Source organism: Corynebacterium testudinoris, from assembly GCF_001021045.1.
GTDB classification, from domain to species: Bacteria; Actinomycetota; Actinomycetes; order Mycobacteriales; family Mycobacteriaceae; genus Corynebacterium; species Corynebacterium testudinoris.
Genome location: NZ_CP011545.1, coordinates 1501293 through 1522632, shown reverse-complemented (window position 1 = coordinate 1522632; position 21340 = coordinate 1501293). Strand labels below are relative to the sequence as shown.

18 protein-coding genes are annotated in these 21340 nt (G+C 64.3%); 12 read left to right on the top strand and 6 right to left on the bottom strand.

Going from position 1 to position 21340, the window contains the following annotated elements; all coding sequences use genetic code 11:
* Positions 1-74 precede the first annotated feature (74 nt).
* On the bottom strand, positions 75-923 hold the full coding sequence (locus CTEST_RS07310) for a peptidylprolyl isomerase (protein WP_047253188.1): 849 nt from the start codon (positions 921-923) through the stop codon (positions 75-77).
* Between the two features lie 94 nt (positions 924-1017).
* Between CTEST_RS07310 and tpx the strand changes: the two genes are divergently transcribed.
* From tpx to hisS, 3 genes are read left to right on the top strand one after another with little or no spacing between them, the layout of a single operon-like run.
* Entirely contained in the window at positions 1018-1515 is a 498-nt protein-coding gene (tpx, locus tag CTEST_RS07305) for a thiol peroxidase (RefSeq protein WP_047253187.1), read from the top strand.
* An 18-nt stretch (positions 1516-1533) separates the two neighbouring features.
* Positions 1534-2175, top strand: coding sequence for an MBL fold metallo-hydrolase (locus CTEST_RS07300; protein WP_047253186.1), 642 nt, complete (start codon positions 1534-1536; stop codon positions 2173-2175).
* Positions 2176-2193: 18 nt separating this feature from the next.
* Entirely contained in the window at positions 2194-3480 is a 1287-nt protein-coding gene (hisS, locus tag CTEST_RS07295) for a histidine--tRNA ligase (protein WP_047253185.1), read from the top strand.
* Here hisS and CTEST_RS07290 read toward each other — a convergent pair.
* The 4 genes from CTEST_RS07290 to CTEST_RS07275 all read right to left on the bottom strand — a co-directional run bounded on the left by CTEST_RS07290 (position 3477) and on the right by CTEST_RS07275 (position 7470).
* Complete coding sequence (locus tag CTEST_RS07290; protein ID WP_047253184.1) at positions 3477-4832, bottom strand: L-serine ammonia-lyase; 1356 nt, start codon at positions 4830-4832, stop codon at positions 3477-3479. The two genes, hisS and CTEST_RS07290, sit on opposite strands and share 4 nt — an antisense overlap.
* A gap of 49 nt (positions 4833-4881) precedes the next feature.
* Positions 4882-5526 (bottom strand): FMN reductase, encoded by a 645-nt coding sequence (locus CTEST_RS07285; RefSeq protein ID WP_047253183.1) that lies wholly within the window; start codon positions 5524-5526, stop codon positions 4882-4884.
* Complete coding sequence (locus tag CTEST_RS07280; protein WP_047253182.1) at positions 5526-6665, bottom strand: LLM class flavin-dependent oxidoreductase; 1140 nt, start codon at positions 6663-6665, stop codon at positions 5526-5528. The genes CTEST_RS07285 and CTEST_RS07280 overlap by 1 nt, the downstream gene beginning before the upstream one ends.
* Before the next feature lie 79 nt (positions 6666-6744).
* Positions 6745-7470: a CBS domain-containing protein gene (locus tag CTEST_RS07275; protein ID WP_047253181.1), complete on the bottom strand. Its 726-nt coding sequence runs from the start codon at positions 7468-7470 to the stop codon at positions 6745-6747.
* A 24-nt stretch (positions 7471-7494) separates the two neighbouring features.
* On the opposite strand from CTEST_RS07275, the gene CTEST_RS07270 reads away from it, so the two are divergent.
* Positions 7495-10101: a DEAD/DEAH box helicase gene (locus CTEST_RS07270; protein ID WP_047253180.1), complete on the top strand. Its 2607-nt coding sequence runs from the start codon at positions 7495-7497 to the stop codon at positions 10099-10101.
* Here the strand turns inward: CTEST_RS07270 and ypfJ are convergent.
* The gene (gene ypfJ, locus CTEST_RS07265; protein ID WP_047253179.1) at positions 10098-10982 is read right to left on the bottom strand and encodes a KPN_02809 family neutral zinc metallopeptidase; all 885 of its coding nucleotides are present in this window, start codon (positions 10980-10982) and stop codon (positions 10098-10100) included. The two genes, CTEST_RS07270 and ypfJ, sit on opposite strands and share 4 nt — an antisense overlap.
* Before the next feature lie 143 nt (positions 10983-11125).
* Here ypfJ and aspS point away from each other — a divergent pair, with 143 nt between their 5' ends.
* The 8 genes from aspS to CTEST_RS07225 all read left to right on the top strand — a co-directional run bounded on the left by aspS (position 11126) and on the right by CTEST_RS07225 (position 21335).
* Positions 11126-12913, top strand: coding sequence for an aspartate--tRNA ligase (aspS, locus tag CTEST_RS07260; RefSeq protein WP_047253178.1), 1788 nt, complete (start codon positions 11126-11128; stop codon positions 12911-12913).
* A gap of 24 nt (positions 12914-12937) precedes the next feature.
* Entirely contained in the window at positions 12938-14161 is a 1224-nt protein-coding gene (locus CTEST_RS07255; protein ID WP_047254296.1) for a phosphotransferase, read from the top strand.
* 2 nt (positions 14162-14163) lie between these two features.
* Positions 14164-15507 (top strand): replication-associated recombination protein A, encoded by a 1344-nt coding sequence (locus CTEST_RS07250; protein WP_376701783.1) that lies wholly within the window; start codon positions 14164-14166, stop codon positions 15505-15507.
* 74 nt (positions 15508-15581) lie between these two features.
* Positions 15582-18248, top strand: coding sequence for an alanine--tRNA ligase (gene alaS, locus CTEST_RS07245; protein ID WP_047253177.1), 2667 nt, complete (start codon positions 15582-15584; stop codon positions 18246-18248).
* Positions 18249-18390: 142 nt separating this feature from the next.
* Positions 18391-18888 carry a Holliday junction resolvase RuvX gene (ruvX, locus tag CTEST_RS07240; protein WP_047253176.1) on the top strand — a complete coding sequence of 166 codons (498 nt, stop codon included), beginning with the start codon at positions 18391-18393 and terminating at the stop codon, positions 18886-18888.
* Positions 18885-20078, top strand: a complete 1194-nt coding sequence (mltG, locus tag CTEST_RS07235; protein ID WP_047253175.1) for an endolytic transglycosylase MltG — start codon at positions 18885-18887, stop codon at positions 20076-20078. The genes ruvX and mltG overlap by 4 nt, the downstream gene beginning before the upstream one ends.
* Positions 20075-20902, top strand: coding sequence for a shikimate dehydrogenase (locus CTEST_RS07230; protein WP_047253174.1), 828 nt, complete (start codon positions 20075-20077; stop codon positions 20900-20902). The genes mltG and CTEST_RS07230 overlap by 4 nt, the downstream gene beginning before the upstream one ends.
* A gap of 10 nt (positions 20903-20912) precedes the next feature.
* The gene (locus tag CTEST_RS07225) at positions 20913-21335 is read left to right on the top strand and encodes a prepilin peptidase (protein ID WP_083985491.1); all 423 of its coding nucleotides are present in this window, start codon (positions 20913-20915) and stop codon (positions 21333-21335) included.
* Positions 21336-21340 lie beyond the last annotated feature (5 nt).

Here is a 21340-nt window from a genome sequence, read left to right as displayed (position 1 = left end):
ATTCCCAAACCGCGTCAAAGTCGGGATTGATTACACCATAGTGGGGGTGGTCACTTACGGTTTTGTCAGGTGAACTATCCGACTGTGGCGGTTTGGATGCGTACTTCCTCGGCGGGGGCGCCGTCAGCTGCACCGTTGGTCACTCCGACTCCGGCGATATCATCGAGGACCTTGAGGCCGCCTTCGGAGATCTGGCCGAAGTAGGTGTAGTCGGGGGCAAGGGGGGAGTCGAGGTAGTTAAGGAAGAACTGAGAACCGTTGGTTCCGGCGCCGGCGTTGGCCATGGCAATGGAGCCGCGCGGGTAGATGACGGGGGAGGTTGCTGCGCCGTCGGTTTCGTCGGTGGGGTACTCGTTGGCGAATTGGAAGCCGGGGCCGCCGGCGCCGGAGCCGGAGGGATCGCCACATTGGAGGACGTGGATGCCGGAGGTGGTCAGGCGGTGGCAGACGGTGTCGTTGTAGTAGCCCTGTTCAGCCAGGTGCTCGACGGCATTGACGGTGCACGGGGAGACGGAGCGATCGAGTTCCATGCCGATGTCGCCCTTGTTGGTGGCCAGGGTGACGGTGACGGTGCCGGTGGCGGGGACGTTCTCGGTGGTGGGGGTGCTTACCTCGCGGGAGGCGTCTCCGGCTGGCTCGTAGGTGCAGGTGACTGTGTCGGCGAGGGGGGTGGTGCGCACCATGGCGAGGGGTTCCATCTCGGGGGCCTCGGCGGTGGTGGGGGCCGTGGATTCGGAGGCGGTGGTGGCTTCTTCGTCGCCATTTTGGGTGGCCAGGTACCAAATGCCGCCTACCAGGGCGAGGATGACGGCTGCTGCCGCGAGGCTGACCTTGAGAGGCTTGGATTTTTCAGCGCGGTCGCGCGATTTGATTTCGCGGTCGAGCTTGGCGAGGGCTTCCTCGCCGCGATTCTGATTTGTCACCGTAGAAACTTCCTCTGGTTGGTGGTCGATGAGGTCTTGACGGGTCAGTCTAGCGCCCGTGGCACGAGACCCAGAACACCTCTACGCTTGTGGCATGGCTAACGTAACCTTCAAGAACACCGAGACCTCTACTTCTGGCAACCTTCCCCAAGTTGGTGATCAGCTGCCCGCTTTCAGTCTGGTAGGAACCGACCTCAACGAGGTCACCAATGGTGATTTCGCTGCTAAGCGCCTCGTCCTCAATGTCTTCCCGTCCATTGACACTGGCGTGTGTGCCCAGTCGGTCCGCGAGTTCAACAAGCTGGCTGCTTCCCTCGACAACACTGTTGTGCTCGGCGTATCGAAGGATCTTCCGTTCGCGCACGACCGCTTTTGCGCGGCTGAGGGCATCGACAATGTTGTGACAGCTTCTGCGTTCCGCTCGTCCTTCGGTGAGGATTTCGGGCTCACCCTCGAGGGCTCCCCGCTCAAGGGGCTGCTGGCTCGGGCGGTCATCATCGCTGATGAGAATGGCAAGGTCATCTACACGCAGCTCGTCGATGAGATCACTGAGGAGCCCGACTACGACTCTGCTGTCGCCGCTTTGGCATAAGCACTAGAATCCGGGAGCATGCAGCTTCTCGGATTCGCCGGTGGTCCTTATCAGACCAATACCTATCTCCTTGCCGATGAGAAGTCGGCGGTGGTGATTGACCCGGGCATGCACAGTCATGGTCGGGTCATTGACCTGCTCGAGGAACATGGTGTTGAGCTTGAGGCAATTGTCCTCACCCATGGCCACATCGATCACACGCGGGACGCGGGCGATCTAGCTAAGCGTTTCACCGTTCCGGTCTATATCCACCCGGATGATGCGTTCATGCTGGAGGCGGGTGAGGGAGTCTCGCAGCAGTCACAAGTGCTTTTCGACGCCGCGCATATGACCCCCATCGCTGATGTGCGGATGCTGCAGGATGGGCAAACATTGACCCTCGCGGGCGTCGATACGCAGGTTGTGCACGCTCCCGGGCATTCGCCCGGCAGCGTGCTTATTGTGGCTGACACGTTTGCCTTCACCGGCGATGTTGTCTTTCAGGGGTCTATTGGTCGCACTGACCTGCCACATTCGGACCCGGCGGCGATGGATGCGACCCTCGCCGGTCCGGTGTGGGACCTGGCGGACACGCTGCAGCTCTTGCCTGGGCATGGTCCGTTGACGTCAATGCGCGCGGAGCGCACGAGCAACCCCTTCCTCCGGGGAGTGGGGGAGTAGCAGGTACTCTTAATCCCTGTGAGCGAGAAAAAGGCAGCTAAATTCCAGGCCCTGTCCGCGCCCAAGGGTGTCCCGGACTATGTTCCGCCGGCATCGCCGGTGTTCCAATTTGTGCGCGATACCCTCGTGCACCAGGCGCAACTGGCGGGTTTTCAGCACATTGAGCTGCCGATTTTCGAGGACACGGCGCTGTTCGCCCGCGGCGTGGGGGAGTCCACCGATGTGGTGAGCAAGGAGATGTACTCCTTTGCCGACCGCGGCGAGCGTTCTGTCACCTTGCGCCCGGAGGGTACCGCGGGTGTTATGCGCGCGGTCATCGAGCACAACCTCGATCGCGGCCAGCTGCCGGTCAAATTGGCCTATGCAGGTCCGTTCTTCCGCTACGAACGCCCCCAGGCCGGGCGCTACCGCCAGCTGCAACAGGTCGGTGTCGAGGCGATTGGTATTGACGATCCTGCGCTCGATGCCGAGGTTGTGGCCTTGGCTGATCGTTCCTTCCGTGCCCTCGGACTGCGGGAGTTCCGCCTGGAGCTGACCAGCCTGGGCGATAGCACCTGCCGACCGGCCTACCGGGAGAAGCTGCAGGAGTTCCTGTTCAAGCTGCCCTTGGATGAGGAGACGCGGCACCGCGCGGAGATCAATCCGCTCCGGGTGCTCGACGATAAGCGTGCGGAGGTCCAGGAGATGACTGCGGACGCGCCCCTCATGCTGGATCACCTGTCCACGGAGGCGCGCGAGCACTTTGAAGTGGTCACGGGCCTGCTCGACGACATGGCAGTGCCCTACGTCATCAACCCCCGCATGGTCCGAGGCTTGGATTATTACACCAAGACCTGCTTTGAGTTCGTCCACGATGGCCTCGGCGCGCAGTCCGGCATCGGCGGCGGCGGGCGCTACGACGGCCTCATGGCCCAGCTCGGCGGGCAGGATTTGTCCGGCATTGGCTACGGTCTGGGCGTTGATCGTGCGTTGCTCGCCCTGGCGGCGGAAGGCGTCGAGGTGGAAGGTTCCCAGCGTCGCGTCGATGTTTATGGCGTGGCACTCGGCGCGGAGGCGAAGCACCGGATGGCGCTGCTGATCAATGAGCTGCGCGCCGCCGGGATCTCTGCCGACATGGCCTACGGTGACCGCGGACTCAAGGGTGCAATGAAGGGCGCTGACCGGGCCGGAGCCCGTTTCGCGCTTGTGCTCGGCGAGGCGGAGCTAGCGGCCGGGGAAGTCCAGCTCAAGGACCTCGGGGCGCACGCGCAGGACAGTGTCGCGATCGAGGCAGCGGTCGCGGAGATCGCCAGCCGCCTGATTTAGCATTCGGTGATGTTCACCGGCAGCCCCAGTGTTACTGCGAGGCCGCCGGTGGATGTCTCTTTGTATTTGGTCATCATGTCGCGGCCGGTTTCCGCCATGGTGGCCACCACGTCGTCCAGCGTGACTCGGTTGGTGCCATTGCCCAGGCGGGCGAGACGGGCGGCGTTGATAGATTTGACGGCGCCAATGGCGTTGCGCTCGATGCAGGGGATCTGCACGAGGCCGCCGACGGGGTCGCAGGTGAGGCCGAGATTGTGCTCGAGGGCGATCTCGGCGGCGTTTTCGATCTGAGCGGCGGAGCCACCGAGGATGGCGCACAGGCCGGCCGCCGCCATGGCGGATGCCGAGCCGACTTCGCCTTGGCAGCCCACCTCAGCGCCGGAGATGGAGGCGTTTTCCTTAATGATGATGCCAATCGCCCCGGCCACGAGAAGAAACTCCCGGGCCTGGGGCGCGGTGAAGTCGCCGAGGAAGTCGCGCGCGTAGTGCATGACCGCCGGGATGATGCCCGCAGCTCCGTTCGTGGGGGCGGTGACGATGCGACCGCCCGCGGCATTTTCCTCGTTGACTGCGAGGGCGTAGAGGTTGACCCATTCGATGGCGCCGAGTCCGCCGCCATAGTGGCCATCGATCTGTTCGAGCAGCTGCGTGTACAGGCCAGGGGCTCGTCGCACGACGCCGAGGCCGCCGGGCAGCATGCCGGAGGTGGAGATCCCGGCGGTGACGCACTGGCGCATGGTCATCCAGACCTCGTCGAGGTGGTCATTCATGCTGCCGCAGGGGCGCAGGGCTAACTCGTTGCGTTCCATGAGTTGCGCGATGGAGAGTTTCTCCCGGGCGCAGTGGGCGAGCATCTCCGCGCCGGTGGAGAAAGGAAAGGGGATCTCGCCGCCCTGCGGTGCCGCGGTTGCTGCTCCGGCGGGCAGTGCGGCGCTGGCGCGGGCATCGAACTCTGCTTGGGAAAGGATGAAGCCACCGCCGACGGAGAAGTAGCGGTCGCCATTGAAGGAGAGGCAGTTGGGGTGTTCGGCGACGGGGACCGGGTCGAAGGTGACCTGGTAAGTGGTGGAGCCATCGATCTGACCCGTCGGGGGAATGGCCGTGCCGAGGGCCGGCTCAGCATCAGCCGGAACGGTGGTGGGGGTCCAGCCGGCGAGGCCCAGGAGTACGGCGCGATCGGTGCCGTGCCCGGCACCCGTGGCAGCCAGGGAACCGTAGAGAACGATGTCAACGTGGTCGGGAAGACCGCCGAGTTCCTCCACCCAGGCAACGGCGGCCCGCATGGGGCCGACCGTGTGGGAGGAGGAGGGGCCAATACCGATGCTGAAGAGATCCACGACACTGATCGTCATGTGTCCTAGCTTACAAATTACTTAAGAGACATGCGTTTAGCAGCGGGTGTTAGACCCCGTCGTGGCCCTTGAGCAGGGAGGCGAAGCTGGGCACATTCTCATCTGGCGAGACGCCCGTGCGGCGGGCGGTCACACCACCCAGTCCGCCGACGCTGGCGGTGTTGACAATCTGGTCAGCCAGTTCCCCGGCGGCGCGGCTAATCCGCGAGTCGAGGCCCTTGCCGTCGTCCGAACCGAAATCGTCAGTGGCGACGAACACGCCGGTAGGGACGACGAATGCCCTCATGTACGTCATCAGGGGCCGCAGCGCGTAGTCCAACACCAGTTGGTGGCGGGCCGACCCGGCGGTGGCGGCGATGATGACGGGCATGCCGTTGAGGGAATCCTGATCCAGCACGTCAAAGAAGGTCTTGAACAACCCCGAATAACTGGCCTTGAACACGGGTGACACCACGACGAGGCCGTCAGAGGCGGAGACCTTCGTCTTCACCTCGTCGAGGGCGGGCGAGGAGATGCCGGTGGTGAGGGATTGTCCCAAATCGTTGACCAGATCCCGCAGCTCGATGACATCGACCTGGAGGGATTCGCCGCGGGAGGAGACGGCGGCGGTGACCGCCGCGGAGATGGAGTCAGCGACCTGGCGGGTGGACGACGGCGTCGATAAGCCAGCGGTGATGACGGTGAGCGTGCGCATTATGCTTCCTCTTTGACAGATTCTTCAGCAGATTCTTCCACCGGACGAACCTTGAAGTGCGGCGAGTCCGGGGTGGCCTTGAGCGAGGCGTGGGTCGGGGGGTTGGACGGGACGTGGTCGGGGCGGCGGGCCTCCATGCGGCGACGCAGCTCCGGGACGACCTGGGTGCCCAGGAGCTCGACCTGCTCCAAGACCATCTCCAGCGGCAGGCCGGCGTGATCGACGAGGAACAGCTGGCGCTGGTAGTCGCCCACCCAATCGGCGAACTCCATGGTGCGGTCGATGACCTGCTCGGCGGTGCCGACGGTCAGCGGCGTCATGGCTTCGAACTCCTCGAGCGAGGGGCCATGGCCGTACACCGGAGCGTTGTCGAAGTAGGGGCGGAACTTCTTCTTGGCCTCTTCTTCGGTGGCGCCGATGAAGACGTGGCCGCCGAGTCCGACGATGGCCTGGTCTGCCTGGCCGTGGCCGTAAGACTCATAGCGGGTGCGGTAGAGGTTGACCATCTGGGCGGTGTGCTCTTTGTTCCAGAAGATGTTGTTGTGGAAGAAGCCATCGCCGTAGAAAGCGGCCTGCTCTGCGATCTCGGTGGAGCGAATGGAGCCGTGCCAGACGAACGGGGGAACCCCATCGAGCGGCGCCGGGGTGGAGGTGTAGCCCTGGAGCGGGGTGCGGAATTGGCCCTGCCAGTTGACCACGGGCTCGCGCCACAGGCGGCGCAGGAGGTGGTAGTTTTCCACGGCCAGCGGGATGCCTTGGCGGATGTCCTTGCCAAACCACGGGTAGACGGGGCCGGTGTTGCCGCGGCCCATCATGAGGTCGACGCGCCCGCCGGAAAGGTGCTGGAGGAAGGCGTAATCTTCAGCGATCTTGACCGGGTCGTTGGTGGTGATCAGCGTCGTGGAGGTGGACAGCAGCAGGTTCTTGGTCTGGGCCGCGATGTAAGCCAGATGCGTCGTCGGGGAGGAGGGCACGAAGGGAGGGTTGTGGTGCTCGCCGGTGGCGAAGACGTCGAGCCCGACTTCCTCGGCCTTGAGGGCGATCTGGGTCATGGCCTCGATGCGCTCACCTTCGGTGGGCTTGGTGCCGTTGGTGGGGTCCATGGTGACGTCACCGATGGTGAAGATGCCGAACTGCATTGTTCTGCTCCTTGTCTCGATTCTGATCTGGCTAGCTAACTTTCTATCTATATGTCATGTCAACAACTCTATGGGGGGATTATTCCCCGCTCACCACATCCAATAATAACGCCAGGTCAGCACCCCCAATGATGCGCAAGGGCCGCTGATGCACCTTCCCATGCTCGGTGATCACCGCCGCGCGGGGGAGGGAACCATCCTTGGCCGGGGTGGTCAGGGCATCGAAGGCATGCTGCGCCGTGGCCTCGCGGGGCAGGAACACCGCCCGGTCACTCCCCTCAGCAAAACGCAGCACCTCGGCGACCGTGCGGGCGTCCAGGTGCTCGTTGTCATCCAAATCCGCCGCCACCCACCGCGCAATCGTGTTCGTCGTCAGCAGGTCGACATAGCGGGCCTGATCGTAGATGGGGAACTGGCTGATCGTGGTCGTTCGCACCACTCGCAGCACCTGCCGAATGTCATCGCCCGGCGTGAAAACCTGCACTTCATGCTGGCCCAGTACCCCCAGTGCGGTCGGCGGATCACGCAACAGGTCCCGGATATGTTCGATCTCAGCAACGGTTTCCGGCAGCGGCTCCGCAATGGGCCGGAAATCTGTCGTGTATTGCCCGTGGCTAATGGCATTGCGCAGCTCGGCGAACTCCTTGAGGTCGTCTCCATGCCGCTCGGACACGAGGTGTCGGCGCTTCGCCTGATCCACCATCCACCGGAAGCTATCGGATTTCTTCGCATCCAACGTCTCCCGCAGGTGGGTCTCGATGTCATTGAAAGCGGCCAGAAAGGCGATTGCACGGTTCTCAGTCACACCCCCAGACTAGACTGATCCACCATGATCAACCGCGCGGATTTGCAGCGACTCCTCAATGACAGCGACCAGCTCACCGCCTTGATCGCCCCGTCTCGCTTGCTTATCGACGCCCTCCGTACCCCACGTTTGCCCACCGTCACCGCCGCCGTCCGCTTCGACGACGGCACGGTGCTGCTCCCTCCGGGAGCCATCACCTGGCCGTCGGACTTTTACGCCACGGTGGAGCTGTCTTCCCTGCCCGGAGCGCGGGACAGGCTCGAGGAGTTCGTCTTTCAGGCCTCGAACCTGGCCCCCATTCGGGCCGTTGCCCGCGACGCGGCCCCCGGGTTCTTCGGGCGGCTGCTGGGCTCCGGTGGAAAGACCGCGATGGCGGAGGCAGCGGCATCCGACCTCTCGCGGCGCGTGGCTGAACTATCGCCGCTCGCATCGGATATCCGCACCTACCTGGAGATCGCCTCCGTCTCCGCCGACCGGCAGCGACGCGGGGTGCCCCTCTTTCCCGGCTCTCATGGCACCCCCGATCATCTCCTCGCCGCCGCCATGTCAGCCGTGGCTGGCGCGGTGGGCACCACGGGTGAGTTCACCGCTTACGATGCCTCCACCGCGCGACCCGTGCTCGCCGCCGCCCGCGCGCTGCGCGATGACCCCAACTCCGAACCAGCCTTGCGCTGCGACGCCGAACGGCAGCTCGATGCTCTCACCGATGAGCGGGCGCAGGTCCTCTTGGAGCAACTGCCGGTTGAGGCGCTGAAAACTGCTACCGCCGAGCGGCTGCGGTTCAGTGGCCTCGACCAGGTCCGGGTGACCACGGTCGCCGATGTCTTGCGCGCGCCGCTTGGGTTGCTCACCCAGGTCTCCGGCATCGGTGAGCAGACCGCCCGCCGGCTCAAGGCCGCCGCGGAGTCCTTGCGCCGGGAGGCTGTGGCCACCCACACCACCGGCATCGGCGACACCCCCACGGCCGCCGCCACCACCTTGGTGAGAACCCTGGCCCGCTTCGATCAGATCAATGACCTCGATGAGGTCGAACGCGCCCGGCGCCGCCGAGTATTGGGATACGTCGACCAGCTGGGTACGCCCACCAGCCTGGAACCCTGGACCGTCGTGGGAGATGGTCCGGAATGGGAGCAGTTCCTCGACGACATCTCCTGGGCGCAGGCACATCCCCGAATCCTCGAACCGGCCCGCCCGGTGAGCCTCAGCGGTGAAACGTGGACCGATTACCTCGTGCGCCCCGCCCACTACCAAGCGCTGTTGGCCACCCTGCTGGGACTCGAGGTCGAAGGCGGCGACGACCTCGCCGCCGACATTCTCACCCGCATCCGCTCCCTCAAACTCGACCAGACCCACCTCACCGACCTCCACCTGCGCGGCTACCAATCCTTCGGTGCCCGATTCGCCCTTGTGCAGGAGAAGGTCATCCTCGGCGACGAGATGGGCCTGGGTAAAACCGTGCAGGCGCTAGCAGTAGCCGCCCACCTCGGAGGCCGGACGTTGGTGGTGGCTCCGGCATCAGTGATTACCAACTGGGTCCGCGAATCGCGCCGTTTCACCGACCTACCCGTGTACAAAGCCCACGGTGAAGGCAAGGAATCGGCCGTGGCGGCGTGGGCCGAATCCGGCGGCATCTGCGTGGTCACTTACGACGGTGCCCGCACCATGACCTTGCCGGCCCCGCACCTCATCGTCGTCGACGAGGCCCACATGATTAAAAACCCCGCCGCCGCCCGCACCCGCGCCTGCCGCACGCTCATCGACCAGGCTTCCCACGCCCTGCTCATGACGGGTACGCCGCTGGAAAACCGGGTCTCGGAGTTCGCCACCCTCGTTGGTTATGTTGCTCCCGATCTCGTGGTGGCGGGTATGGAATCGCTCAGCGCCGAGGACTTCCGCGTCCGCGTCGCGCCCGCCTATTTGCGGCGTAATCAAGCAGAAGTGCTTGACGAGCTCCCCGATAAACTCGACCAGCTCGACTGGGTCGACCTCACCCCGCAGGATCAAGCGCACTACGCCTCGGCTGTTCAGGCGGCAAATTTCATGGCTATGCGCCGCGCGCCGATGACCACCCCCGATGCCATGCCCGCCAAGCTGGAACGCATCCTCGAGATCGTCGCCGAATCCGAAGAAGCGGGACGGAAAGTCCTTATCTTTACCTATTTCCTCGACGTCCTCAGCGTGCTCGAACACGCGTTGGGGGAGCGCGTCGTGGGCACCGTCTCCGGGTCCGTCGCCCCCGCCGCGCGCCAAGAGCTTATCGACGCCCTCGGTACCTCCGCCCCCGGCTCCGTCCTCCTGGCACAAATCACCGCTGGCGGCACCGGCCTGAACATCCAGTCCGCCTCCGTGGTCATTCTCGTGGAACCACAGGTCAAACCCTCCATCGAAGCCCAGGCCATTGCCCGGGTCCACCGCATGGGCCAGACGTCATCGGTGCTCGTCCACCGGCTCATCGCCGACGACACCGTCGACGAGCGGATGCTCGACATGCTCGCCGGCAAGAGTTCGCTGTTTGAGGCGTACGCGCGGCCGTCGGAAAGCGCCGCCGTCCCCGACGCCATCGATGTGACGGAGGGACAGCTAGCATCCGCGATCATCGCGGCCGAACGGGCGCGATTGGGATACTCCTAGCGGGAGTAAGCGTTGCGCCCGAGGGTGTCGCAGGACGCCATGGTGCCATTGTTGTAGCCGGCGAGGAAGGCCTCTTGGCGCTGTTCAGAGGAACCGTGGGTCCACACATCAGGGCGGACCTCGCCGCTGGTGCGTTTCTGGATGTTGTCATCGCCGACGGCCCGGGCAGTATCGATGGCGGTGGCCACCTGCTCGCGAGTGACCGGCTCGAGGTAAGGGTTCTCGCCCTTGTCGGCCTGGGAGACCCAGAGGCCGGCGTAGCAATCGGCCTGCAGCTCGATCTTGACGGCGTTGGAATCGGCGCCTGGGTTGTTGTAGTTGCTCAAGCCTAGGGTGCCTTCCAGCTGCTGGATGTGGTGCCCGAACTCGTGGGCCACGATGTACATCTGCGCCAGCGGAGAGTCAGATCCGCCGAGCTGGTTGAGCTGATCAAAGAAGGAGACATCGAAGTAGGCGGACTGATCGGCTGGGCAGTAGAAGGGGCCCGTCGCAGACGACGCCATGCCGCAGCCGGACTGGACGGAATTCTGGAAAACGACGCGGCCCGGCTCGGTGTACTGAATACCGGCCTGCTCCGGCAGCATCGTCTCCCACATCTGATCCACCGACTGAGCGGTGAAGTCGACGCGGCAGTCGGCGTATTTGTTGCCATCCTCGATGGTGTTGCAGTGCTCCAGCTGGCTGGAGGTCCCCGAGGGCAGTTGCTCCTGCTGGCCACCCCCAAGAACTTGCCCAATGTCGTTGGGGTTGCCGCCCAAAAGGAGGAAGAGGCCGACGAGGAGGAGCGAACCAATGCCGCCGCCGACTGCGATTTTGCCGCCACCGCCACCGGTTGTGGCGCGGCGGCCACCGGTGACATCGGCATCCTTACGGAATGTCATGGCTGTATCTTTACACACCAGCCCGACGTTGTGGGGGAGTGGAAAGGGGAAATTTCCAGGCGGGGTAGACTCCACCGGAGGAAGGACTGCCTTAGGCTCCTTATATAAAACGATCAACAATCCTGGAAGGACGTAGAACGAACGTGCTGCGCACTCACCTCGCGGGCGACCTCCGCAAAGAAACCGCTGGCCAGACCGTCACCCTCACCGGTTGGGTGGCCCGCCGCCGCGACCACGGAGGCGTCATCTTCATCGACCTGCGCGACCGCTCCGGCCTCGCCCAGGTTGTTTTCCGCGAATCCGATGTCGCGGAACGTGCGCACGACCTGCGCTCGGAGTACTGCGTCCGCGTTACCGGTGTGGTGGAGCCCCGCCCCGAAGGGTCCGAGAACCCGAACCTGGCATCCGGCGACATCGAGCTCAACGTCACCGAGCTGGAAGTTCTCAACGAGTCCGCTCCGCTGCCCTTCCAAATCGATGACAGCTCGCAGTCCGGCGGCGAGGTCGGCGAGGAGGCGCGCCTGCGTTACCGCTACCTCGACCTGCGCCGTCAGCGCCAGGCAGAGGCCCTGCGCCTGCGCTCGGCCGCAAACCGCGCGGCACGCGATGTCCTTGACGCGCATGATTTCGCAGAGATCGAGACCCCGACGCTGACCCGTTCCACCCCCGAGGGCGCCCGCGACTTCGTCGTTCCGGCCCGCCTCAAGCCGGGTAGCTTCTACGCCCTGCCGCAGTCCCCGCAGCTGTTCAAGCAGCTGCTCATGGTCGCGGGCATGGAGCGCTACTACCAGATCGCTCGGTGCTACCGCGACGAGGATTTCCGCGCCGATCGCCAGCCGGAGTTCACTCAGCTCGACGTCGAGATGAGCTTCGCCGACCAGGACGATGTCATCGCCCTGGCCGAGGAGATCCTCGTGTCGCTGTGGAAGCTCATTGGCTACGAGATCTCTACGCCGATCCCGCGCATGACCTACGCCGAAGCCATGCGTCGCTACGGCTCGGACAAGCCGGACCTGCGTTTCGACATCGAGATCACCGAGTGCACCGAGTTCTTTAAGGACACCTCTTTCCGTGTGTTCAAGAACGACTACGTCGGCGCTGTGGTCATGGCCGGTGGTGCTTCGCAGCCGCGCCGTCAGCTCGACGCCTGGCAGGAATGGGCCAAGCAGCGCGGCGCGAAGGGCCTCGCCTACATCCTCGTCGGTGAAGACGGCGAGCTGGGTGGGCCTGTGGCCAAGAACATCACTGACGCCGAGCGCGCCGGCATTGCCGCCCACGTTGGGGCGAAGCCGGGCGACTGCATCTTCTTCGCTGCCGGTGACACCAAGTCCTCCCGCGCCCTGCTGGGTGCCGCTCGCGGCGAGATCGCCAACAAACTGGGCCTCATCAAGGAGGGTGACTGGGCCTTCACCTGGGTCGTCGACGCCCCCATGTTTGAGCCCGCCGCCGAGGCCACCGCTTCCGGCGACGTCGCACTGGGTCACTCCAAGTGGACCGCCGTGCACCATGCCTTCACCTCCCCGAAGCCGGAGTGGCTCGATAGCTTCGACTCCAACCCGGGAGAGGCCACGGCCTACGCCTACGACATCGTGTGCAACGGCAACGAGATTGGTGGCGGTTCCATCCGTATCCACCAGCGTGCTGTCCAGGAGCGCGTGTTTGAGGTCATGGGTATTTCCAACGAGGAGGCTCAGGAGAAGTTCGGCTTCCTGCTCGACGCTTTCGCTTTCGGCGCCCCGCCTCACGGAGGCATCGCTTTTGGCTGGGACCGCATTGTTTCCCTGCTCGGTGGATTCGACTCCATCCGCGACGTCATCGCCTTCCCGAAGTCGGGTGGCGGCGTCGACCCGCTGACTGAGGCCCCGGCTCCGATTTCCGCGCAGCAGCGCAAGGAAACTGGGATCGACGCCAAGCCAGCCAAGCCCGAATAAGGAAAACCCTGAGGGACCATGACATTGCTTAACCAAGACGCCATCGTCGCCGTAGCCCAAGACACGTTGTCCCAGCGCTTCGGCGGGAACCAGCTGTTGTCGGATGTGACGCAGCTCAGTGGCTCTGGCAGTGCCATGGTCCTTCGCGCTCGGGTAGCGCCGTCGCCTTTCCTGCAGCAACGTTCGGTGATCCTCAAATACTCGCCGCAGTCGGGGGACACTCTCAACGATGCCGCCCTCATCCGCGAGATCGTCGCCTATCAGTTCACAACATCACTGAGTGAATCCGTCCGCCCCGGTCCGGTCCTGCTTGCTCACGATGTTGATCAGCGCATCATTGTGCTCAGTGACTCCGGCGATGGCGATACCTTTGCCGATTTGCTGCAAACCGATGATGCCGAGCGCCGTGTCCACATCCTGCGCAACTTGGGCACCGCCCTGGGGCGGATGCACGCTGGCACCGCCGAGCATGAGCAGGATTTTGACATTCTGTTCACGCGGATGATGCGCAATCACTCCGGCTCTCAGGAGATCCAACAGCTGCGGAGCACGGCCTTTAGCCAGGCCATTCAGGTGGGGGAGGAGTTGCTGCGCAGCGCAGGATTCGAAATCCCCGATCTGGTCAGCGAGTACTCCACGGAGGCTCGCAACCGCCTGCAGATGGCCCGCCACCGAGCCTTTTCCCCCTTTGATCTGTCCCCGGACAACATCATCGTGGCCAACAAGACGCACTTCCTCGACTATGAGTGGGCCGGGTTCCGGGACGTGAGCTTTGACCTGGCATGTGTCATCGCTGGGTTCCCGCAGTTCATCTTCTCCCACCCCATTACTGATGACGAAGCGGACGTGTTCGTCGACTCCTGGGTCCATGAAGTCAGCGCCCTGTGGCCGAACTTCACCAACGAGGAGAACCTGTACAAGCGGATCGCCGGGGCTTTGCTCGGTTGGGCCCTCTCCAGCGTGGCTCTCATGCACTTCGGTTCCCTCTCGGAGGCGATGCACACGCTGCATGAGGAGGGCGATGATTTCGACCCCACGCAGGTCACCTCGGATACTCGGCTGCTCAGGCCCGCCGATCACGGGCCCTTCACCCGCGATGAGATCATCTTCCGCCGGGATATGTTTGAGACTTTTGAGGCGCTATCCCGCTACGCTGCCCGGGGTGCCGATCCGTCCTTCGGTGTCATTGCGTTGTTTGCCAAGGAGATCGCCGACCGCCTGGCTGAGCCCCGCCTGCAGGCCTATTAATCGTGGCTCAGGACGCGCTGTTTGGCCAGGAATCGGGCGGGCCAGAGAAGGCCAATTTTTTCCATGCGGGGGATCATTCCCCGTTGGCGGCGCGGATGCGGCCCCGCACGCTCGACGAGGTGGTCGGCCAAGAACATCTCCTCGGTGAAGGTCGGCCGTTGCGTCGCCTCGTCGAAGGCTCCGGCCACGCCTCGGTCATCCTGTATGGCCCGCCCGGCACCGGCAAGACGACCATCGCATCGCTGGTGTCTACCGCGACTGACCGCAACTTCGTGGGCCTCTCGGCACTGAACTCCGGGGTCAAAGAGGTCCGCGAGGTCATCACCAAAGCCCGGCGCGATCTTGTCCACGGTGAGCGGACCGTCCTCTTCATCGATGAGGTCCATCGCTTCTCCAAGACTCAGCAAGATGCGCTGCTGTCGGCGGTGGAAAACCGCACCGTTCTGCTGGTCGCCGCCACGACGGAAAATCCGTCGTTTTCCGTCGTGGCGCCGCTGCTGTCACGGTCGCTGTTGCTGCAGCTTAATCCGCTTGACGACGCCGCCGTGGCCGACGTCATCACCCGCGCCGTCACCGACGAGCGCGGCCTGGGCGGCCGGGTCACGCTGGAGGACTCAGCACTCGAACAACTGGTGTTGTTGGCGGGCGGTGACGCCCGCCGGGCCTTGACTTACCTGGAGGCAGCCGCGGAAGCGGTGGACGACGGGGCGTCGATAAGCGTGGACGTGATCAAAGAGAACGTCAACCGGGCGGTCGTGCGCTATGACCGCGATGGGGACCAGCATTACGACGTCATCAGCGCGTTCATTAAATCGCTGCGCGGTTCGGACGTGGATGCTGCCCTGCATTACCTGGCGCGGATGCTGGAGGCCGGTGAGGACCCGCGTTTCGTGGCCCGACGGCTGGTTATCCTCGCCTCGGAGGACATCGGGATGGCCGATCCCACCGCCCTGCAGACGGCGGTCGCGGCGGCGCAGGCCGTCCAACTCATCGGCATGCCGGAAGCCCAGCTGACGCTGGCGCAGGCCACGATCCACTTGGCCACGGCCCCGAAATCCAACGCCGTGTACACCGCGATTGCCGCCGCCCAGGCCGATGTGCGCGCGGGGAAGATCGGGCACGTGCCCGCCCACCTGCGAGATGGCCACTACGAAGGTGCGAAAAAGCTGGGACATGCGGTGGGCTACATCTATCCCCACGATGACCCGCGGGGCGTCGTCAAGCAGCAGTACCTGCCGGATGAGCTGGCAGAGGCCATCTACTACGAACCGAAGGAACACGGCTCGGAGAAAAGGATCGCCGATTACATTGGCAGGCTGCGCCGAATCGTGCGAGGCCGAGATTAACGCCCCATAAAAAGGGGGTAAGGTAGGACGCTGTCATAGCACCACCAGCGACACCTTTGAAAGGACCCCCTGACGTGCAGACCCATGAGATCCGGGAGCGTTTCACCCAGCACTTCGTCGACGCCGGCCACGAGGCCGTGCCGAGCGCGTCGCTAATCTTGGAGGATCCGGACCTTCTGTTCGTCAACGCGGGCATGGTGCCGTTCAAGCCCTACTTCCTTGGCCAGCAAAATCCCCCCTTCCCCAACGGCACCGCCACTTCGATCCAGAAGTGCGTGCGCACCCTGGACATCGAGGAAGTGGGCATCACCACCCGCCACAACACCTTCTTCCAGATGGCCGGAAACTTCTCCTTCGGCCAATACTTCAAGGAAGGTGCCATTACCCACGCCTGGGAACTGCTGACCAACCCGTTGTCTGAGGGCGGGTATGGCCTGGACCCGGAGCGGCTGTGGGTGACTGTCTACCTCGACGACGATGAGGCCGCGGAGATCTGGGAGAAGAAAATCGGCGTGCCCGCCGAGCGCATCCAACGTCTCGGCATGGCCGATAACTACTGGTCCATGGGCGTGCCCGGGCCGTGTGGCCCGTGTTCGGAGATCTACTACGATCGCGGCCCAGAGCACGGTAAGGAAGGTGGCCCGGCTGCCGACGACACGCGCTACTTGGAAATCTGGAACCTCGTCTTTATGGAGAAGATCCGCGGCGAGGGCACCGGCAAGGACTCTTTCGAGATCCTGGGTGATCTGCCGAAGAAGAACATCGATACCGGCATGGGTGTGGAGCGCGTCGCTCTGCTGCTCCAGGACGTGGAAAACGTCTACGAGACGGACCTGCTGCGCCCGGTCATCGATGTCGCCGAGGAAATTACCGGCGCCAAGTACGAGGGCGATGGCCCGGATGCCATTCGCTTCCGCGTCATCGCCGACCACTCCCGCACCGGCATGATGCTCATTCTTGACGGCGTGACCCCCTCCAACGAAGGCCGTGGTTACATCCTGCGCCGCCTGCTGCGCCGCATCATCCGTTCGGCCCGCCTGCTCGGCGCCACCGGCGAAACTCTTGAGCGGTTCATGAACACCATCATGGACACGATGACCCCCTCCTACCCGGAGATCGCCGACAACCGCGACCGCATCGTGCGCACCGCCGTCGCCGAGGAGAAGGCCTTCCTCAAGACCCTCGAGTCCGGCACGCACCGCTTCGACGAGACCGCTGCCCGCCTCAGCGCAACAGGTCAGAAGATGGTGTCCGGCGAGGATGCTTTCTCCCTGCATGACACCTACGGGTTCCCCATCGATCTGACACTGGAAATGGCCGCCGAAGCCGGCCTGGACGTTGACATCGATGGCTTCGAGGCCGCCATGAGCGAGCAGCGAGCCCGCGCCAAGGCCGACAACCGGGCCAAGAAGCACGGCAACGCTGACCTGTCCGTCTACCGGGAATGGGTGGACAACAACCCGACCGAGTTCGTCGGGTTCTCCGAGCTGACCGCTGATGCCAAGGTGCTGGGGCTGGTCATCGATGGCCAGTCGGTCACCCACGCCACCCAAGGCGATGAAGTCGAGGTCATCCTCGACGTGTCCCCGCTCTACGCCGAATCCGGTGGCCAGACCGCCGACCGCGGGCGCCTGGTGTCCGGCACCACGATCCTCGACGTCAATGACGTGCAGAAGATCGGCAAGAAGCTGTGGGTTCACAAGGCCACCGTGACCTCCGGTGGAATCGACCTGGGCCAAGCCGTGCGCGCCGAGGTGGATCCGCAGTGGCGCCACGGTGCCCGCCAGGCCCACACCGGCACGCACCTCATCCACGCTGCCCTGCGCCAGGTGCTCGGCCCCACCGCCGTCCAGGCTGGCTCGCTCAACCGCCCCGGCTACCTGCGCTTTGACTTCAACTACACCGAGCAGCTCACCCCGGCGCAGCTCAGTGAGATTGCCACCATCACCAACCAGGCCGTGGATGCGGACCTGACCGTGAACACCATCGAAACCTCGTTGGACGAGGCGAAGAAGATGGGCGCCATGGCTCTGTTCGGGGAAAACTACGGCTCCGAGGTGCGCGTCGTCGAAATCGGCGGACCCTTCTCCATTGAGCTGTGTGGCGGTACCCACACCGAGCACACCTCGCAGATCGGCCCCGTCGCCGTGCTGGGCGAGTCCTCCGTGGGCTCCGGCGCCCGCCGCATCGAGGCATACTCCGGCCTGGACTCCTTCCGCTACTTCTCCAAGGAAGCCGCCCTAGCCACCGGGCTCGCTGCCTCCCTCAAGGCTCCCACCGAGGAGCTGCCGGAACGCGTCTCCCAGCTGACCGAGAAGCTCAAGGCCGCCGAAAAACAGATCGCCGACCTCAACCGCCAGCAGTTGGCCTCCCGCTCTGGCGAGCTGGTGTCGCAGGCAGTGACCGTGGGCAAGGTGACGGCGCTCCTGCACCGGATGCCCGATGGGATCTCCGGCGGCGACCTGCGCTCCCTCGCTTCCGACCTGCGCGGACGCCTGTCCGGCAAGCCGGCCGTGGTCGTCCTGGCCTCCGCTGATGGCGACAAGCTGCCGTTCATCGTCGGCGCCACGAAGGAAGCCCTGGACCTGGGCGTGAAGTCCGGCGACCTAGTGAAGGTGCTGTCGGGATACGTCAACGGCCGCGGCGGCGGAAAGCCCGACATGGCTCAAGGCTCTGGCACGGACGTTGCCGGCCTTGAGGCTGGTTTCCATGCTGTGCGTGAGGAGCTGGGTCGCCTGTAGGACAGGTAAGATCAGTCAAAGATCACGGATTGATCACGAGACACGCCGGGGCGAAAACTCGCGTCGGCGTGTCTCGGGGTTACCGTGAGGTGTATCACCGAGTTAGCCCCTCGCCGTCGTCGACGAAAGGTCTCTGCCTGACATGAAGGTCACTCCTGACACCCCGGGGCTCGATGACCCTGGGGAGGGTCGCCGAATCGGGCTCGATGTGGGCACGGTGCGCATCGGCGTCGCGGTGTCTGATCGTTCCGCGGTGTTGGCCACTCCGGTGGAGACCGTCGCGCGGGAGACCGGGTTCAAAGACCGCGACCAGGCTGACATTGATCGGTTGGTAACACTCATCGATGACTATGGCGCCGTCGAAGTGGTCGTGGGATTGCCCCGTGACCTCAAGGGCAATGGCTCGGCGAGTGTCAAACACGCGAAGGAAATTGCCTTCCGCATCAAACGCCGCTTACCAGATGTCCCCGTGCGCATGGCCGATGAACGCCTCACCACGGTGGCCGCCACTGCCGCCCTGCGCGCCTCGGGGGTATCGGAGAAAGCCGGACGAAAGGTGATCGATCAGGCTGCGGCCGTCGAAATCCTCCAATCGTGGCTCGACGCCCGCGCCGCTACCTTTACCCAGGAGAACTCATGAGCAACAGCACCCCCGTCAGAGGCCTGGGAGGCCGTCGCATGGACCCCAAGTACGTCAAGCGCCGTCAGCGTGGAGTGGCCGTGCTCATCGCCTCGATTATTCTCATCATTGGAGCCATTATTTACATCGGCGTGCAGTTTTCTGGAGGTTCCGGCGGTTCTCGCGATTTCGAGGGCAGCGGCAATGGCACGTATCAGCTGGTGGAAATCCCGGAGGGTTCGGCCGTGTCCTTGCTGGGGCCGGAGTTGGCGGAGCGGGGCATCGTCAAAACGGACGGTGCGTTTCAAACTGCCGCCGCGAACAATCCCAACGCCGGCAGCATCCAGCCCGGTTTCTACCGTCTCCAGGAGGAGATGAGCGCTGCCTCTGCGGTCCAGGCGCTGCTGGATCCGGCTAATCAAGTGGACATGCTTGACATTCACGGCGGCTCGACGCTGCTCGATGTCCGCGTCATTGCCGGGCAGACCCGCCAGGGAATCTACAGCCAGATCTCCAGCGTGACCTGTACCCAAGGATCGACCAACTGCATCTCCGCTTCTGACTTGCAGCAGGCGGGAGCCACTGCAAGCTTGGACACCCTCGGGGTTCCCGACTGGGCCCGCGAGGCCGTGACTGCCCGCGGCAATGACCCCAAGCGCCTGGAAGGCCTCATCGTCCCGGGCCGCTACGTGGTCAACCCGCAGATGAACGCGGAGGAAATTCTCACGGACCTGGTCACCCGCTCGGCCAACCAGTTCAATGAGTCCGGGATCGTCGATCGCGCCGCCGCCCTCAATCTCACTCCCTATCAGCTCCTCATCGCGGCCTCTTTGGTCGAGCGAGAGGCGCCGGCCGGGGACTTTGACAAGGTCGCTCGCGTCATCCTCAACCGACTGGAGGAGCCAATGCGCTTGGAGTTCGACTCCACCGTCAACTACGGGCTGGAAGATGTCGAGGTGGCCACCACCGACGAGGACCGCGCCCGCGTCACCCCGTGGAACACCTACGCCATGGACGGTCTGCCGGCCACTCCGATCGCCGCTGCCTCGATGGAGGCCATCTCCGCCATGGAAAACCCCGCGGAGGGCAATTGGCTCTTCTTCGTCACCGTTGATCAGGATGGCACAACGCTGTTCAATGACACCTTCGAGGACCACCTGCGCGACACGCAGCAAGCTCTCAATTCCGGAGTCTTGGACACGAATCGATGACGTCTCCGTCGGCTCAGCAGGTGACTCGGCGGGCAGCCGTGTTGGGTTCGCCCATCGAGCATTCTCGCTCGCCGATCCTCCATAACGCCGGCTACGAAGCCGCTGGACTGGAGGAGTGGGAATACACGACGATCGAATGCACTGCGGAGGACCTGGCCCGCATCGTCGGCGAGGCCGATGACAGCTTTCGGGGTTTCTCCGTCACCATGCCGGCCAAGTTTGCGGCGCTGGAGTTCGCTGATGAGGTCAGTGAGCGGGCTCGCTCCATTGGTTCGGCGAACACGCTGGTGCGTACGGAAACGGGCTGGTTCGCGGACAACACCGATGGGGAAGGCATCATCGGTGCGCTGGGGGAGCTGGTCGGTTGTCGGCCCATCCATCGCGCGCTGGTCATTGGTGGAGGTGGGACGGCTCGCCCGGCGCTGTGGGCTCTGCGCCAGGCCGGGGTGGAGGAGATCACCGTCATCAACCGCACTGACCGCAGTGAGGAGCTTCGGCCGTTGCTGGAGGGGGTGGCGTTCGAGGTGGTCTCCTTCGATGCCGATCTTGCTGCGTTGGCGTTGGCCGCCGATGTTGTCATTTCCACCGTGCCCACCGCGGCACTTGACGGTCACGAGGCGGCTTTGGCCCACGCGCCCATCCTCGACGTCATCTATGATCCCTGGCCCACCCGCCTGACCACCGCCGCGGCGTCGAATGGTTACGTCACCGTCGGGGGCGATGTCATGCTCGCCTTCCAGGCCTACCGTCAGTTCGAGCTTTTCACGGGGGTGGAGGCCCCGCGGGAGGACATGCGCCGCGCGCTGAAGGCGTCATTGCGCTAGTGTCTCGGGCATGTGGATGCTCGGGGGAGCTGTCATTGTCGTCGTCGCCTGGGCGGTAGCTTTATCGCTTATCGACGTCCGCGTTCGTCGCCTCCCCAATCACCTCACCGTCCCCGCCGCCTGCGGCGCGGTCATCGGTGCCGTGGGCACCGACCCTCTTCTTCTCCTGGGCGGGGTGGCGTGGGCTGGACTGTATATGCTGACCGGGGGTTTTGGGGGAGGGGACGTCAAGCTCGCTGTGTCCCTCGGAATCCTCGCGGCGTCGGGAGGGGAAGTGGTGTGGTTCGGCGCAGTGATCGGCGCCAGCGTCATCACCGTGATCCAGGGACTGGTTTCCTCCCAGCGCACCCTGCCGCACGGCCCGGCCATGATCGTGGCAACATTCGCGTCCCTGGCCGTGGCGGCCTCCATCGCCGCTGTCAATGGGCCCTAACTCGA